General features: G+C 33.9%; 22 protein-coding genes. 13 read left to right on the top strand and 9 right to left on the bottom strand.

The window, feature by feature from the left end; genetic code table 11:
• Nucleotides 1-221: 221 nt before the first annotated feature.
• Complete coding sequence (locus tag FD33_RS06195) at nucleotides 222-1,370, bottom strand: site-specific integrase (RefSeq protein WP_025084971.1); 1,149 nt, start codon at nucleotides 1,368-1,370, stop codon at nucleotides 222-224.
• 234 nt (nucleotides 1,371-1,604) lie between these two features.
• On the opposite strand from FD33_RS06195, the gene FD33_RS12645 reads away from it, so the two are divergent.
• Nucleotides 1,605-1,760: a hypothetical protein gene (locus tag FD33_RS12645; RefSeq protein WP_010019087.1), complete on the top strand. Its 156-nt coding sequence runs from the start codon at nucleotides 1,605-1,607 to the stop codon at nucleotides 1,758-1,760.
• On the opposite strand, the gene FD33_RS06190 is transcribed toward FD33_RS12645, so the two are convergent.
• The 7 genes from FD33_RS06190 to FD33_RS06160 all read right to left on the bottom strand — a co-directional run bounded on the left by FD33_RS06190 (nucleotide 1,755) and on the right by FD33_RS06160 (nucleotide 6,661).
• Nucleotides 1,755-2,564, bottom strand: coding sequence for a DUF6414 family protein (locus FD33_RS06190; protein ID WP_025084972.1), 810 nt, complete (start codon nucleotides 2,562-2,564; stop codon nucleotides 1,755-1,757). The two genes, FD33_RS12645 and FD33_RS06190, sit on opposite strands and share 6 nt — an antisense overlap.
• Before the next feature lie 22 nt (nucleotides 2,565-2,586).
• A complete protein-coding gene (locus tag FD33_RS06185) occupies nucleotides 2,587-3,198 on the bottom strand; it encodes a hypothetical protein (RefSeq protein WP_051564150.1) in 612 nt (203 codons plus the stop codon).
• A gap of 85 nt (nucleotides 3,199-3,283) precedes the next feature.
• Nucleotides 3,284-4,657 (bottom strand): DUF4041 domain-containing protein, encoded by a 1,374-nt coding sequence (locus tag FD33_RS06180; protein WP_025084974.1) that lies wholly within the window; start codon nucleotides 4,655-4,657, stop codon nucleotides 3,284-3,286.
• A 115-nt stretch (nucleotides 4,658-4,772) separates the two neighbouring features.
• Entirely contained in the window at nucleotides 4,773-5,441 is a 669-nt protein-coding gene (locus tag FD33_RS06175; RefSeq protein ID WP_025084975.1) for a hypothetical protein, read from the bottom strand.
• A gap of 1 nt (nucleotide 5,442) precedes the next feature.
• Nucleotides 5,443-5,811 carry a hypothetical protein gene (locus FD33_RS06170; RefSeq protein WP_025084976.1) on the bottom strand — a complete coding sequence of 123 codons (369 nt, stop codon included), beginning with the start codon at nucleotides 5,809-5,811 and terminating at the stop codon, nucleotides 5,443-5,445.
• Nucleotides 5,812-5,868: 57 nt separating this feature from the next.
• A complete protein-coding gene (locus FD33_RS06165) occupies nucleotides 5,869-6,291 on the bottom strand; it encodes an ImmA/IrrE family metallo-endopeptidase (RefSeq protein WP_025084977.1) in 423 nt (140 codons plus the stop codon).
• The gene (locus tag FD33_RS06160) at nucleotides 6,266-6,661 is read right to left on the bottom strand and encodes a helix-turn-helix domain-containing protein (RefSeq protein WP_025084978.1); all 396 of its coding nucleotides are present in this window, start codon (nucleotides 6,659-6,661) and stop codon (nucleotides 6,266-6,268) included. The genes FD33_RS06165 and FD33_RS06160 overlap by 26 nt, the downstream gene beginning before the upstream one ends.
• Nucleotides 6,662-6,831: 170 nt before the next feature.
• Here FD33_RS06160 and FD33_RS06155 point away from each other — a divergent pair, with 170 nt between their 5' ends.
• A complete protein-coding gene (locus tag FD33_RS06155) occupies nucleotides 6,832-7,062 on the top strand; it encodes a helix-turn-helix transcriptional regulator (protein ID WP_034544006.1) in 231 nt (76 codons plus the stop codon).
• Nucleotides 7,063-7,275: 213 nt separating this feature from the next.
• Here FD33_RS06155 and FD33_RS06150 read toward each other — a convergent pair whose 3' ends face one another.
• Nucleotides 7,276-7,596: a hypothetical protein gene (locus FD33_RS06150; protein ID WP_025084980.1), complete on the bottom strand. Its 321-nt coding sequence runs from the start codon at nucleotides 7,594-7,596 to the stop codon at nucleotides 7,276-7,278.
• 77 nt (nucleotides 7,597-7,673) lie between these two features.
• Here FD33_RS06150 and FD33_RS06145 point away from each other — a divergent pair, with 77 nt between their 5' ends.
• Genes FD33_RS06145 through ssb form a run of 11 tightly spaced genes read left to right on the top strand, consistent with a single transcriptional unit; the run spans nucleotide 7,674 to nucleotide 13,590 of the window.
• Nucleotides 7,674-8,156 (top strand): hypothetical protein, encoded by a 483-nt coding sequence (locus FD33_RS06145; protein WP_025084981.1) that lies wholly within the window; start codon nucleotides 7,674-7,676, stop codon nucleotides 8,154-8,156.
• Between the two features lie 5 nt (nucleotides 8,157-8,161).
• Nucleotides 8,162-8,491 carry a DUF771 domain-containing protein gene (locus FD33_RS06140; protein WP_025084982.1) on the top strand — a complete coding sequence of 110 codons (330 nt, stop codon included), beginning with the start codon at nucleotides 8,162-8,164 and terminating at the stop codon, nucleotides 8,489-8,491.
• On the top strand, nucleotides 8,492-8,725 hold the full coding sequence (locus FD33_RS06135) for a hypothetical protein (RefSeq protein ID WP_025084983.1): 234 nt from the start codon (nucleotides 8,492-8,494) through the stop codon (nucleotides 8,723-8,725).
• A 13-nt stretch (nucleotides 8,726-8,738) separates the two neighbouring features.
• A complete protein-coding gene (locus tag FD33_RS06130; RefSeq protein WP_025084984.1) occupies nucleotides 8,739-8,972 on the top strand; it encodes a hypothetical protein in 234 nt (77 codons plus the stop codon).
• A 29-nt stretch (nucleotides 8,973-9,001) separates the two neighbouring features.
• Nucleotides 9,002-9,157 (top strand): hypothetical protein, encoded by a 156-nt coding sequence (locus tag FD33_RS12755; protein ID WP_162256983.1) that lies wholly within the window; start codon nucleotides 9,002-9,004, stop codon nucleotides 9,155-9,157.
• A 2-nt stretch (nucleotides 9,158-9,159) separates the two neighbouring features.
• Nucleotides 9,160-10,116, top strand: a complete 957-nt coding sequence (locus tag FD33_RS06125; protein ID WP_025084985.1) for a YqaJ viral recombinase family nuclease — start codon at nucleotides 9,160-9,162, stop codon at nucleotides 10,114-10,116.
• Complete coding sequence (locus tag FD33_RS06120) at nucleotides 10,103-11,062, top strand: recombinase RecT (RefSeq protein ID WP_025084986.1); 960 nt, start codon at nucleotides 10,103-10,105, stop codon at nucleotides 11,060-11,062. Before FD33_RS06125 ends, FD33_RS06120 begins: the two co-directional genes overlap by 14 nt.
• Nucleotides 11,063-11,081: 19 nt before the next feature.
• On the top strand, nucleotides 11,082-12,026 hold the full coding sequence (locus FD33_RS06115) for a Lin1244/Lin1753 domain-containing protein (RefSeq protein WP_025084987.1): 945 nt from the start codon (nucleotides 11,082-11,084) through the stop codon (nucleotides 12,024-12,026).
• On the top strand, nucleotides 12,013-12,393 hold the full coding sequence (locus FD33_RS06110) for a hypothetical protein (RefSeq protein ID WP_025084988.1): 381 nt from the start codon (nucleotides 12,013-12,015) through the stop codon (nucleotides 12,391-12,393). Before FD33_RS06115 ends, FD33_RS06110 begins: the two co-directional genes overlap by 14 nt.
• A gap of 19 nt (nucleotides 12,394-12,412) precedes the next feature.
• On the top strand, nucleotides 12,413-13,144 hold the full coding sequence (locus tag FD33_RS06105; protein ID WP_025084989.1) for a phage antirepressor KilAC domain-containing protein: 732 nt from the start codon (nucleotides 12,413-12,415) through the stop codon (nucleotides 13,142-13,144).
• Entirely contained in the window at nucleotides 13,141-13,590 is a 450-nt protein-coding gene (gene ssb / locus FD33_RS06100; RefSeq protein ID WP_025084990.1) for a single-stranded DNA-binding protein, read from the top strand. Before FD33_RS06105 ends, ssb begins: the two co-directional genes overlap by 4 nt.
• Nucleotides 13,591-13,603 lie beyond the last annotated feature (13 nt).

The raw sequence follows: 13,603 nt of genomic DNA, 5'->3' as shown, positions 1-13,603 counted from the left end.
AAATCCTGTACTCTCCTTTTTTAGAATAAAAGAGAACAAAAGTTCTCAAAAACAGTTAGAGGAACACCGAATTAACGGTGTTCCTCTTTTTTTGCTTTATAAAAAATGTAAGAGAATTTAAATGTTATTTGCGCAGAATTTTGCGCAGCGGAAGATTCATTGTCCCATTTTGCGCAGGAAAAAATCATCAAAAAAGGTGTGCGCAAAATATTGCATTAATACTAATCATTATTATTAGTTTCTTCAATGCCGTTAAATAATTTTCTAAGATCACTACTTTGCTCAAGCGATGTTGAATCGAACATATGAGTGTAATATTTTAATGTAGTAGCGGTTGTTTTATGACCAACACGTCTTGATACATATTTAAGATTAAAGCCTTGATCAAGTAGGTAGGATATGTGAGTATGTCTAATTCCATGGAAATTAATTATTTTGCTTGCACCGATTTCATTTAGCAATTTCTTTAATTGCTGATTGACTGATTGAGAAGTAGGAGTTTCTTTACGTCTGCTTCTAAAAACATAATTGTAAGGATCAGTGTAATTAATTCTATTAAAGTATTCTTCCTGACCAATTTTGAGCTTTTTAAGTACATTAATGCAGTCACTACTAACATCAACATACCTAACACCAGCAGGTGTTTTAGTGGCCTTTTGATTACGGGTATCATTTTCGATGGCTTTATTGACACGAATTACTCTTTTATCAAAATTAATATCATTCCAAGTAAGCCCCGCACATTCCTCATATCTCATACCAGTTTGGGTTACTAAATATACTTCGGCAGAAGATATGTCATTAATAGAAGTATGCATTTTAGCAACTTCAATCAGTTTTATGTAATCATCAGGTTCAAGAAATTTTTCATCGGGACTTTTAGATTCTTTACCGGCAACAATGGTTGTATTTCTAGTGAAGTCTGTATAGATTAATTGCTCAGCTATTGCATCTTCACACATTGATCTAAAAAAACTGTTGTATTTGCTAACGGTTACTTTTGTGCGAGTTTTGCCAAACTCATTTAAAAAATGCTGATAGTCTGCTTTAGTAACATCAACTAGTCTCATGTTTGGAAAGTATTTCTTGATTACATCTATCGCAAAATAGTATCTATTAACCGTAGAATGTGATTTACCCTTAATGCGATATAATTCTACCCATTCTTTAAAGTAGTCAGAGAAGAGCATATCTTGCTTTGCTAAGTTAGCATGATTTGATTTTTGTAATTCAATTTTCCTAGCGGCTTCCTCACATTCTGTTTTCCTTACGAACCCGCCCTTTGTTTTATTTCTATATTTGCCAGTAGTAGGATCTTTATAGGAAACACGATATTCCCATTTTCCATTGCGTTTATGAATTGTTGCCATAATTACAATTTCCTTTCTTTCGTAAACTTGTTTTATAAGATTTGTCTTGTTTTGAATATTTTTTATAGTTCTATTGACGAATATGAAGAAAATGTCAATTTATGGGGCACATATGTTCTTTTAACACTAAAAATAAAAAGCCAAGAAAGGCTTAATATTTTTCAAATATCTTGATTTAATGAAATAAGGTAAGTATTATTTACTTAGATTAAATATCGTTAGGAGATGAATAAAGTGAAAAAGTTGATACACGAAGTAATTAATAATTATCACAATTTATCTCGTGAAGAAGAAAAGTTTAATAAAAAAGTAAATTCTGAATTAAAAGAAATGAATGAAAACCATCAAAAATTGAAGAAGGAGAATGATAAGTGGTTTTCTAAGTTATAAGTATGCGGCGATGGGCTTAATTAGCTTATCGCCGTTATTTAATATACCTATACTTTGTAGCATAGTATCAGCAAAACTCGGCATTATACCACCGATTTTGCTTAAGTCACCACTAGCAAATTTATCCATACCACGATCATTAGTTAGTGCAGTATTTTCAACTATACCTATAATTGTGATTTTTCTATTTGATCCAGATAACATTTGTATTTGGCCTTGATTCATTCTGAAATTATTTCTTTCTAGCATAGATAAAGAGCCATCTGTTTTTATCAGGTATGTATTAGGCATTATGCTTGAAAAAATTTCACCAAGTGTTTGAATGTTTTTAAAAGCAATCTTTGTATCTTTTATGGACTCAGAGGATTGATGCGTTAATTTCATGAATATTACATAAAGCTGTGGATTTAATCCAGCAAGAATATTGAAGTCAAAGAAATCAAAGTCAGAATTTATTTTAACAAATTCACCAGCACCAGCTTTTTCTACGCTGGCAATCATCTTCTTTTCAATTAAATCATCAATTAACATATCAAGTTGATAATCGTTAAAAACGACGTTAACGAATTTTTGTTCTGATTCAGTTCTTGATTCTGAAGATGACCGACTTGCAGATAATTCAGCTTTTAGTACTGCACTAGCACCCAAATCACCATTTTTACTTTTTGAACTTTCATCAGTATTTGATGATGAATTTCCTCTTTGAATTGATTCCATTAAGCCATGATCTAATTGTGCTAATGTGGATGACATTTCTACATTGTCTAAATAGATAATCTCTTTATGTTCACTATTATCGCTCATAATATAATCCCCCTTATGAAATTTATTGTCCGTATCCATTGGAACCAGTGCTATTGCCATTCTCATCGATATACCCTTGTTCCATACCTGTTTGTAGCTGTTGTTCACCAAATGTTTTCATATCATCTGGCGTACTTTGAAGTGCTTGCAATGTTGACATTCCATGTTGTTCTTTGTATAAAGCAGGCGAGACACCATATTTATTAACGAATCCTGTCAAAGTATTTTCATCATAAGAAATACCACTAGATTGTTGCTGTGTATTTTGAGCTGGTTGTTGCTGTGTATTTTGATCGTTTTGAGATGTTTGTTGTTGGTTATTGGTATTTGTGCCTGAAGCCTGTTGAGATTGATTAGAAGTCTGATTTTGAGCTTGTTGATTGGTGTTATTTTGTTGAGCGTCATTCTGATCAGTTGCTTGCTGATTATTGTTACTATCCTTTTTTTGATCAGATTTCTTAGGGGACTTCTTCTTAGTTGAAGAAGCCTTTTTCTTTTTGTCAGTTTTCTTCTTAGAAACTAGGGTAGTCTTATCCTTTTTTTCAGCAGAAGAACTGGCTGACTTGTTATTTGAACATGCTGTTAGCGAAAGGGTAGTAGCAATTAATAGAGCAGATGTGATAATACGTTTCATCTTGATATCCCCCATATCGTGAATAATAGATTCCAGAATTACTGTTAATTATTTTTGTGTTATATAAATTAATAAAATATAAACCCTAATGTTCCAAAGCCAATGATTGATTATATTCAACTGCTTCTGGAATCTCATTAAAGTCAACCGTCAAATCCTTATATTCTTCTAAGACTTTTTCAATTTCATCAATTGATACGTGAAAATATTCTTTTCTATTATTAACTTTGTTGATACGTTTATCATTAAAACGTTGGTGTAATTCGGCTTCTAGTGAATATGCATCATATGAGAATATAAATGCATGAACATCAAATTTGAATGGAACAGATGCGGATCCTAATTCATCAATCCGTTCTTGAGGATCAAGTCTCCTTGTAACGCCAATTTTTACTACATCTGGTCCAAAAGAGCCGATATTTGAAATTATATAGACATAACCAGCCGTGGCATTTTCTTGTCGATAATCCAAATCATTTTTCTCTGCTTCACCTTTAGAGATATTTTGATTTAGTTCATCAATGCTTTGCTGAACGTCGTCACGTTCTTTTCCCTCTAAAGTCGATAATTTAGCAGTAAGTTCTACGAGTGCTTTTTTATAATGATCAAGTTCTTTATTTAATTTCTTTTGAGCGTCTTGGATTTGCTTTTGTGCTTTTTTATCTTCTCGTTCACGTTCACGCTGTTCACGTAATTCTTCTTTTTCCTCTTGTTTCTTTTCAGAGTATTCATATGCTAGATGTAGTTCATCTATCTTGCTGTCCAAGTATTCAGGCGCAATAGAAATTCCATTCGGATCATTTAGTTTATTCAATTGGTCGTAGGATTTATGTATACGTTTCTCTATACGATCTATATTAGAATAAGTTATTTTGTTGATTGCAGCTTCGCATTCACCATTAAAGGCTCTAATCAGTTGTTTTCCGTTTTTCTTTTGCATTGAGCGGCCTTTTGCTTCTGAGTTGTTTAAGGTCATTGGGGTGAAAATAGAGTATGCTTCAAAGCTACGAATCATTCTTTTTTGTGTTTGACGGACCTCATCAAGACGAGCCTTATATCCAAGAGAATTTGCAAAATCATAACGTGGTTTATAGAGTCCGTACGACTGCATGTTCAATTTATCTTCAGTGTCATCCAATTCCTTTTTCAGTGATGATATTTGTGAAGTTAAATTCGAAATTTCATTACGTAAATTGGACTCTTCGGTGGTTAATTTAGACAATGTGCTTTCATGTGTTTTCACTATGTTACTAAGTTCAGATTTTTTTGAGCTTAATTCATCTTGTTTCTTTTTAATTAGTTCATTTAATTCAGCCGGTTTCATTTGACTAGCAGTTAATTTTAAATTGGCCTGTTGAGTAAGTTCATTGTTCCTATTTGTGAGTTCGGCGTTTTCATTTTTAAGTGTTTCTATAGTTTCTTTGTACTGTTGTGTTTTGAATAAGTCAGAAAGTGACATCATTTTACCCCTTACAAAATAGTTTTTTTGTCCTCATATCTTGAATGTATTTTAAATCCCCAAAATTTGTTTTTTTTGGAACTGTCTAAAATAAAAAGCCGTTGCCGGCCATTTATTAATTTAAATTTAAAGTTATGTCGTAATCATGTTGAGCATTTTCATCTTCATAATTGTCTGTATCATAGTAAGCATCAAATTTAAGACGTAATGTCTTCATATCACTAATCTTACTTAGCTTTTCAATAGGGAAGAGGATATCACCTTGTTTTGTAACACCTTTGGAGATTTCTCCCGCCCAATTTTCTTTGTACCCTTTAACGGTATCAAGAACAGCATCTACTTGTTGTCCGTCGTTTGTTACTAAGGTACCTTGATCAGGATAAGTCGTAATGTCTCTGTTAGCTGCGACACTCATATGAATGATAATATAGCCCTCAGCTTTAGTATTTGAGTCATCATCTGAAGTGTATGGATTCAATTTAAAGATAGATACCTTTGAGACTTTAATGTTGGCTGGTTGCCAAGAATTATCATTAAATGAAACGTCATAAGATTTTTGATCTAAAATCTTGTGATTATCGTAATTGATATCCAAGGTATCTTTATTTGAAGATGATTTTGAACCTTTTTCTGTTTGTGTTGTAGTGTGTCCAGATGCCTTATTAGAAGTATCGTCATCAGATGAACTTCTGCCGCCACCAATCATTCCAAATATAATAACAACTAAGACAACAACAATAAGCCAAAACCACCAAATTTTGTAGAACGGTTTATTATTTTTCATCCTAGTTCACCGCCTTAGTATTTTTTGAAGGGTGATGTAGGAATACGAATACAGTTCCAACGATTAATACAACCATAGCAGGGAATGCCATAGCACCTGACAAGAAGAATAGAGCGTTACCAATAATTCCTAGAACAGGTCCAACAATTGAAATATTGTGTTGTTTACTTTGAATTAGAGCAATAACATTAATAATTAAACCGATTGCGGCCATAATATAGAAGAATGTTCCTGCACCGTTTGTCATACTTGTACCATCAAATGCATCACTTGCAGCCGTACTAAAAATAACAGGCCATGAAACTGCAAACAAAACACAGTTAATAATATCTAGAATCCCAGTCCAGATGTTTATTTTTAGATTTTTCATAATAAAAAAATCCCCCCTAAATTTCAGCTTTTAGTGTCATCAGCATTTGGACAAAAATTAGTTTCCTAAAAATTGTAATCCATAATTATATCTTAAATCCTTGTAAGTATCAGGTAAATGACCATTCTCTTCAATATAAAGATTAGTGACAACTGTCATAGCAAATTCATCGGCACTGTTCTCTGATTTATCCTTAAATCTCATATTAGAAGAGTAGTATGCCGTTAATCCATCTTGTTCGATCACGTGACACAATTCATGTGCCAGTACAAAGTATCTCTGGTTGCTGTATCTAATTGTATTAGACATCATAATAATTGGTGTATCACCGTAATATAAGGTTTCAGCAAGTGGCTTTTCAGCAACCTCTTTCCAATATATCTGAACGTTCAATTTATCGGCCCAGGTGAATGGATCAAAAGTTCCATAGCGCTTTCCGATGGCAAAGACTAATTTATTTAGTTCCCTTGTTGCTGTCATCGGTATCGCTTCTTTCTTTCTTGCGTTGGTCCCAAAAGATTTGAGTTAAAGCAATTTCTAATTTATCTTTTTGCTCCTTGGTTAATTCGTTACCATCATAGAAGGCGCCAACTAGGTTTCTATCCAAGAAGGATTTCAAATCTACGGTGTCTTTTTTTGTTGCCCAAGTTGGATCAACATCATTTCCAAGCAAAAAATCTGTAGAAACATTAAATAGTTGAGCAATTTTTACAGTTGTATCATCGTCAGGCTCATTTCTACCATTTTCAATGTGAGAATAGTTCGCCCTTGTTATACCTAATTTATCTGCGACCTGCTGTTGAGTCATACCAGAAGTATCACGTAAATTTTTTAGTCTAATTGATTTCATATTTCACCTCAATGACTTTTATGAACTAATAATAACAATAACGGATACAAAAAGTATCACATGATACAAAAAGTTTCAAAATATTATTGACGATACAAAAAGTATCATGTATTATATTACTTGTGATATGAAAAGTATCAAAAAGAAAGGAGGAGGTTATTTTGGAAAGAATGTTAAAACACTATAGAGTAGACAAAGATTTGACTCAAAATGATTTGGCTAAAAAAGTTGGCATAGCAACAATTACCATTAGGAAGATTGAGAACGGTCAGCGTAATCCAAGTAATAAAACCGCAAGAAAAATTAGTTTGACCTTGGGGCAAACAATGGATGAGATATTTCCAGATATTTTTTTACTTTCTAATGATACAAAAAGTATCAAAAGCAAAATGAAACATTAAGTATCAACACCTTAATTCTACAAAAAATGCAATTAACGTATCTATATCAAAACGATAACTGAAGTTAACGAATAGTTATTAATCGTAAGGGAGTGAGATCGATGAAGACAATAAAAAAAAGTCACCTAATTAAAGGTGACAAGGTAGTTACTTATAAAACAGATCAATACGAATTAACTCAATTATCGATGGGACGATATGGAGAAATTCGAATCACTTCTGTTCGGGGAATAGCGGTTCATACATACTCTCGTTGTCTGATATGTTCTGCAATTTTAGATTGGTATAAACGTAGGTTGATTTTAAAGCGCCTGAATCTTCGTGCTCCATCTCGGTATAAACAATGAAGCCATTTTGATATATGAGTATGCTCTTATCCCAACCAGCATGAAAGTCTTCTGCTTTTTGAATAACTATTTCCGTGGCAGTACTAGCATTAGGACCACCGTTTATGATCATATTACTATGAGAAAAATCATATCTATACTTCAGATTTAATTTTTTAAGATTATTTATTGGTTGTATATAAGCCATAAATTTCACCACCTTTCTTATTCAAATTATAGACGTTATGTCTGAATACGAAAGGTCCTTAAAGGAGGTGATAAGTAGTGGGAGATATAAATATAGTACGAGAAGTTTTAGAAATGCAAAATCGTCAAAACTTTAGTGATACCGATTTGGCCGCAATAGCAGGAACGTCAAAAACGACTGTTGGTAAATGGTTTAAGGGTACCCCAATCAAAGATGAATATTTGGTTAATTTATCAAATGAAATCGATGATACAAGGTTCTCGTTAGCAGTTAACTGTTATCTATTCAACTTGCCACCGGTTCTACTAAATATTTCTAATAATTATAACCAAGAAACATCATCATTGCTGATAGGCACGAAGATTGAAGATTTGAATAGTGATCGTGCAATCGAAAATGCACTCAAGGAAATAAGCAAAAGCAATCCTGATGAGAATGTAATAAAGTTTGGAATATTCAAAATGCTCAGAACAAGCTCGATTATGCAAGCATGTGCGACAGCAATGTCACATAGGTACCACATATCACTTAAACAAGTTGCATTAGGCGAAAGAGGGTGAAATAAATGCAAGAACCAGAGACTTTACCATTTGGTATTCCGGAAAAAGATGGATACGTACTGGCTTGGGTACGAAAAGATAAACTGAAGGATTTGATCAGCAAGCCTGCTGACGAGGGTATCGAATTGCTTCCTTGGGCATGTAAAATTGCTAGTTGTTCAGCCCCAACTTTAGTAAAAAAACTAGAAAGATACCGTGATGTCCTAGATATGGATAAGGGTGGGTGCGTTAGATATTCTACTGGTTCTGGTAGCCCTTGGAAGTTTTCAGCACCCGAATTCAGAAAGTTTGTATTGGAACATAAAAAGGAATTTGCAAAATCGGAGGAAATTTAAATGTTTGATCCAGAAGAATACAAGAAACAAAGAAAACTAGCTAGAACATCTTTTAAGGTTGAGCAAGTTCCAGAAAAGACATTACTACTAATTAAGCAAGGATTTTCAACGATGGAAGAATCATTTGAAACGGAAATTCCTGAAGAAATTTTGTGGGAGTGGTCGGAAGCAGGATTAAAAGCAGAGCTTAAGCGCGCCGAGCTGGGAAGATATACATACCATTTCACATTTTAAGGAGGTGTAAATAATGGGATTATTGATCGTTACTTTAGGAACCGGCTATGTTTTCGGTTATGCAGCATCAAAGGAGCACGGCTTTATGAACCTATTCGATTTCGATAAAAATACGATTCAAAGCGTACAAAAGTTTTGGAAGAAATTAGATGATTGGTTCTTTGGCCCAGACGTTCCAAACAAGATTGAAACGTATACAAACAGAACGCCGGAAGCCATAAAAAAAGACTCACTATCCACAAAATAGCGAGTCCGGCGTTTAAATAAAAATTTTATATGAAAATTATATCACGAAAAGGGGCTTTAAACATGCATGATTCAAATTATGATGCTCGATTAGCCGACGAAGACTCTGTTGTTGCTGAAAAGTCACTATATGAAAGTAAGCAAGAAGAATGGTCAATTAAAGAAGATATGGCGGAGGAATACTAATTATGCAAGAGATTATTAAAACCGTTGATATGAATGAAGCTCAATGGTTAGCAAATCGACGTGGTGGTATCGGTGGCTCTGATGTTTCTGCCATTTTAGGAATTAATAAATATCGTACGCCATTTGAAGTTTGGTTAGACAAGACCGGTCAAATTCCAATTGATACCACAGAAACAAGTGAAGCAATTCATTTTGGAAATGTTTTTGAAGAAATTGTGGCTCAAGAGTTTTCAAGACGAGCAGATAAGAAAGTTTTTAGACAAAATAAAACCTATATTCATCCAGAATATCCAATGTTGAGGGCAAACATTGATAGGGATATTGCTCATGAACCGGGGTTTCTTGAATGTAAAACTGCTAATGCTTATCTAGCTAGTGAATGGAAAGACGACGAAGTACCAGCACCATACTTGCTACAAGTTCAACATTATATGAACGTTCTGGATCGTCCTTATTGCTATATTGCAGTGCTTATCGGTGGACAGCAGTTCAAGTATAAGCGTATCGAAAGAGATCAAGAACTTATAGATGTTATTCAAGATAAATTAGTTAGTTGGTGGAATAAATACGTTATCAATGGAGAACAACCACCAATTGATGGTTCAGATGCAGCTACTAATTTTTTAAAAGATTACTTGGTAGATAAGTCAGAAGGGGACGTAATCCAACTTCAAAGTGATGATTTTAATAGGATAAAACAGCGTCAACAACTTAAATCTACTGAAAAGGATTTAAAGCAAGCAATAGCAAGTATTGATAACCATTTAAAACTTGAATTGGCAACAGCTGACGAAGGACAGCTTGATGGTTATAAAGTCGGATTTAAAACATATAGAAAAGAATCGATTGATAAAGCGATGCTTAAAGATAAGTATCCAGATATTTACAAGGATGTAGTTAGAAATAGTAAATATAGAAGATTAACTATCAAGGAGGATTTACATAATGGCAACGAATAGTTCGCTTACTAAGGATTTAAAGAATAATGAGGTTCAAAAGGTTGATCCTAATACTTTAGGAATCAAGGCATTAATGGAAACACCGACAATGCAAAATAAATTTAAAAGCGTTTTAAAAGATAAATCTTCAGGATTTACATCTTCAGTTTTAAATCTTGTAAATAATAATACCTATTTATCTCAAGCAGAGCCAATGTCAATACTCACATCGGCCATGATTGCAGCAACACTAGACTTACCGATTGATAAAAATTTAGGTTTTGCTTGGCTAGTTCCATTTAGAGATTGGAAAGATGGAAATAAGCAAAAAGCCCAATTTCAGCTGGGCTATAAAGGATATATTCAATTAGCTTTAAGAACGGGGCAATATAAGAACATTAATGCCACGCAGGTATATGAAGGTGAAATTAGAAACTGGGATAGATTCACTGAAGAGTATGAACGTGGAGAACGTGTATCTGATAAGGTCGTTGGTTATCTTGGATATTTTGAAATGACCAATGGATTTAAAAAGACTGTTTATTGGACAAAAGACCAAATAGAAGAACATCGAATTAGATTCAGTAAGGCAAAGGATAAAAGGGCCTTAACTGGAGTTTGGAAAGATAACTATGATGCTATGGCCGTTAAGACAGTTCTTCGCAATCTTTTAGGTAAATGGGGAATCTTATCTATTGAAATGCAAAAAGCTCAGTCGGTAGATGGAACATCGCCAGAAGAAGTAGATGATGCAGGAAATCCAATTGATATAACTGATAATGTTTCTGAAAGTAATGATGATCAGCAACAAGAAGAACCTAAAAAGGTGGAATCTAAGGAAGAAACATCCAAGAAGACATCTAATAAGAAAGAAACTAAGAAATCTGAAACATCTAGTAAAAAAGAAGATACGGATTCAACAGACATAATTAATGATTATAAAGAGTACGCTGACTCACAAAAGTAAATCTAGGAGGTGTTTATAAATGGCAGCTCCTTCAAAACAAGGACTAGACTATTTTCCCTTCCCAGTTGATTTTTTTGACAATGAAATTATAGGTGGAATTTCTGGAATGTTTGGAATTAAAGGCGAGATTGTAGTGGTCAAGCTGCTATGTACGGTATACCGAAAGGGCTACTTTGCTGTGTGGAGTGATTTATTACAAGCGAAGATTGCTAATGATGCTAGTGTAAGCAAAGATTTAGCAAATCAAGTTGTAGACCGCTTGGTTGCGTGGGGTTTCTTTAATGAAGACCTGTACAGCTCGGCTAAGGTTCTAACAAGCGTCAATATTCAACAGACATATTTAGAAGCCACAAAGCGAAGGAAAAATCGCGGAAAAATGCCTTATTTAATAAATGAAGACAATAATAATGGTTCAAATGAAGTAAATGTAAACATTAACCCTAGTTCAAAGGGGGTTAATGACGACATTAACTCACAAAGTAAAGTAAATAAAAGTAAAGTAAATAAAACTAAAGATCATCATCAAGAAGACGATGACGCCTATAGAAATTTGATTGCTCAATTTCAACAAAACTTTGGAATCAATTCAACTAAGCCATTAATGCAAGAAGACTTGAGATACACACTTGAAGACTTTACTAGTCAAGGTACGTCCTACAGTGATGCTGTCGAGATTATTAAGTATGCATTGACGATAGCAGTAGCACATCAAGGTAGCTCTTGGAGTTATGTCAAAGGAATCATCAAGACGTGGCTAGGTAATAGCTTGTTTGATATGGCTCACATCAAGGATTATCAAGAAAGACGAAATAAGCCTAAGCAAAAATATGGCAGATATAGCCAAAAACCAAAGGAAACTGGCACCGATTGGAGTCAAGTTAAGGCTAAGAAAACAGCTAATAATCCAAGTGAACTACAAGAAAGACTAGCAAAAATTCGAGGTAAACAAGATGCAACAAGTTAAAGAACCAATCAGGTTATTACCTGAGCAGAAGACTTTTATGCTACCACAAGGGCAATTCAGAAGAGACAGTATCGAGAATGTCATCAATACAACAATCACAGGTAGCGACACTATGGCTAGAGTATATAAATCAATGTTTGATGTAATTACTCGTGTGACTAATTTAGATGATGAAAATTCTCATTACCAAGGTGATATCGAATTGAATAGAAAACTAATTACAATCGCAAGTTTAGCTGATTGGTGTCAAAAAAGATTTGATCAGAAAACGATTGCTGCTAGTCCCAATATTCTCAAGTTAGGGAGTGAACAAAATGAGAGCAATTGTAGCAATAGCAATAATTTACTTCTTAGTGAAGGCATTTAAATTCGTGGAGGATAAATAAATGGATCAATTAATAAAAGTAGGCGTTAAGAACAACCAGCAAGTTTTGAGTGCTAGAGATTTGTATAACGGTTTAGAAATTGCTCAACGTTTTAGCCGCTGGGTAGATAATAACTTTGATATTTTTGAAGAAAATATTGATTTTTACAAGTGTACATCAAGTACGGTTGTAAATAATGGTGCGGTTCGTGAGATTGATGACTATATCATCACTATAGATATGGCCAAACAGTTAGCAATGATGATCAGAAATGACAATGGTAAAAGATACCGTAGGTATTTCTTGAAGCTTGAAGAAAAATGGAATGATCCTCAAGAAGTAGTTAAACGAGGTTATGAGATTCTTCAAGATGAAAATATTCAATTGAAATTGGAAAATAAAAAACTCAAACCTAAAGCTACATACTTTGATCAAATCATGGCTAGTAAATCATTGATGATTACCACGACAATCGCAAAGGATTATGGAATGAGTGCCAAAGCATTTAATGACCTACTTAAAAAACTTAAGATTCAATACAAATTGGGTGGCATCTGGTATTTATATTCTAAATATCAAGATAACGGCTGGGTTAGCTCATCAACGCGAATGATTGATGGCAAGCCACGTGCCTTAACCAAATGGACACAAAAAGGTCGTGTAGGACTATACAACCTATTAAAAGCCCACGATATTGTTCCTATGATTGAAAAGCTAGATATTACTACTGTAACTATTGGAGGGCAACAATGATAAATAGAGTAGTCCTAGTAGGACGTCTGACACGTGATCTAGAGTTGAAATATACAGCTAATGGTGCAGCAGTTGCCAGTTTTACAGTTGCTGTAAACAGACAATTTACTAATTCTCAAGGTGAACGTGAAGCTGACTTTATTAATTGCGTTATTTGGAGAAAAGCAGCAGAAAACTTTGCCAATTTTACTAATAAAGGTTCACTTGTTGGAATTGATGGACGACTTCAGACACGTAACTATGAGAATAAGCAAGGCAACAGGGTTTATGTAACAGAAGTTGTCGTGGATAACTTCTCGCTGCTTGAAAGCAGAAATACTAATTCAAGCAATAATGCTCATGATAATTCAAATAATCAATCTAACAATTCAAACGATAATATGAGCGATCCGTTTGCTGACAACAGTAAACCAATCGACATATCAGATGATTCATTGCCATTTTAATATAGATGGAAGC

This window comes from Companilactobacillus paralimentarius DSM 13238 = JCM 10415 (genome assembly GCF_001434985.1).
GTDB classification, from domain to species: domain Bacteria; phylum Bacillota; class Bacilli; order Lactobacillales; family Lactobacillaceae; genus Companilactobacillus; species Companilactobacillus paralimentarius.
This window is presented reverse-complemented; position numbering and strand designations above follow the sequence as displayed.

What these genes read in the sequence shown, in the direction of transcription:
- FD33_RS06150 (WP_025084980.1), bottom strand. Translation starts at nt 7,596, where the DNA reads ATGGCTTATATACAACCAATAAATAATCTTAAAAAATTAAATCTGAAG.
- FD33_RS06155 (WP_034544006.1), top strand. Translation starts at nt 6,832, where the DNA reads ATGTTAAAACACTATAGAGTAGACAAAGATTTGACTCAAAATGATTTG.
- FD33_RS06175 (WP_025084975.1), bottom strand. Translation starts at nt 5,441, where the DNA reads ATGAAAAATAATAAACCGTTCTACAAAATTTGGTGGTTTTGGCTTATT.
- FD33_RS06120 (WP_025084986.1), top strand. Translation starts at nt 10,103, where the DNA reads ATGGCAACGAATAGTTCGCTTACTAAGGATTTAAAGAATAATGAGGTT.
- FD33_RS06185 (WP_051564150.1), bottom strand. Translation starts at nt 3,198, where the DNA reads ATGAAACGTATTATCACATCTGCTCTATTAATTGCTACTACCCTTTCG.
- FD33_RS06170 (WP_025084976.1), bottom strand. Translation starts at nt 5,811, where the DNA reads ATGAAAAATCTAAAAATAAACATCTGGACTGGGATTCTAGATATTATT.
- FD33_RS12755 (WP_162256983.1), top strand. Translation starts at nt 9,002, where the DNA reads ATGAAAATTATATCACGAAAAGGGGCTTTAAACATGCATGATTCAAAT.
- FD33_RS06115 (WP_025084987.1), top strand. Translation starts at nt 11,082, where the DNA reads ATGGCAGCTCCTTCAAAACAAGGACTAGACTATTTTCCCTTCCCAGTT.
- ssb (WP_025084990.1), top strand. Translation starts at nt 13,141, where the DNA reads ATGATAAATAGAGTAGTCCTAGTAGGACGTCTGACACGTGATCTAGAG.
- FD33_RS06105 (WP_025084989.1), top strand. Translation starts at nt 12,413, where the DNA reads ATGGATCAATTAATAAAAGTAGGCGTTAAGAACAACCAGCAAGTTTTG.
- FD33_RS06140 (WP_025084982.1), top strand. Translation starts at nt 8,162, where the DNA reads ATGCAAGAACCAGAGACTTTACCATTTGGTATTCCGGAAAAAGATGGA.
- FD33_RS06125 (WP_025084985.1), top strand. Translation starts at nt 9,160, where the DNA reads ATGCAAGAGATTATTAAAACCGTTGATATGAATGAAGCTCAATGGTTA.
- FD33_RS06195 (WP_025084971.1), bottom strand. Translation starts at nt 1,370, where the DNA reads ATGGCAACAATTCATAAACGCAATGGAAAATGGGAATATCGTGTTTCC.
- FD33_RS06160 (WP_025084978.1), bottom strand. Translation starts at nt 6,661, where the DNA reads ATGAAATCAATTAGACTAAAAAATTTACGTGATACTTCTGGTATGACT.
- FD33_RS06110 (WP_025084988.1), top strand. Translation starts at nt 12,013, where the DNA reads ATGCAACAAGTTAAAGAACCAATCAGGTTATTACCTGAGCAGAAGACT.
- FD33_RS06165 (WP_025084977.1), bottom strand. Translation starts at nt 6,291, where the DNA reads ATGACAGCAACAAGGGAACTAAATAAATTAGTCTTTGCCATCGGAAAG.
- FD33_RS06190 (WP_025084972.1), bottom strand. Translation starts at nt 2,564, where the DNA reads ATGAGCGATAATAGTGAACATAAAGAGATTATCTATTTAGACAATGTA.
- FD33_RS06180 (WP_025084974.1), bottom strand. Translation starts at nt 4,657, where the DNA reads ATGTCACTTTCTGACTTATTCAAAACACAACAGTACAAAGAAACTATA.
- FD33_RS06135 (WP_025084983.1), top strand. Translation starts at nt 8,492, where the DNA reads ATGTTTGATCCAGAAGAATACAAGAAACAAAGAAAACTAGCTAGAACA.
- FD33_RS06130 (WP_025084984.1), top strand. Translation starts at nt 8,739, where the DNA reads ATGGGATTATTGATCGTTACTTTAGGAACCGGCTATGTTTTCGGTTAT.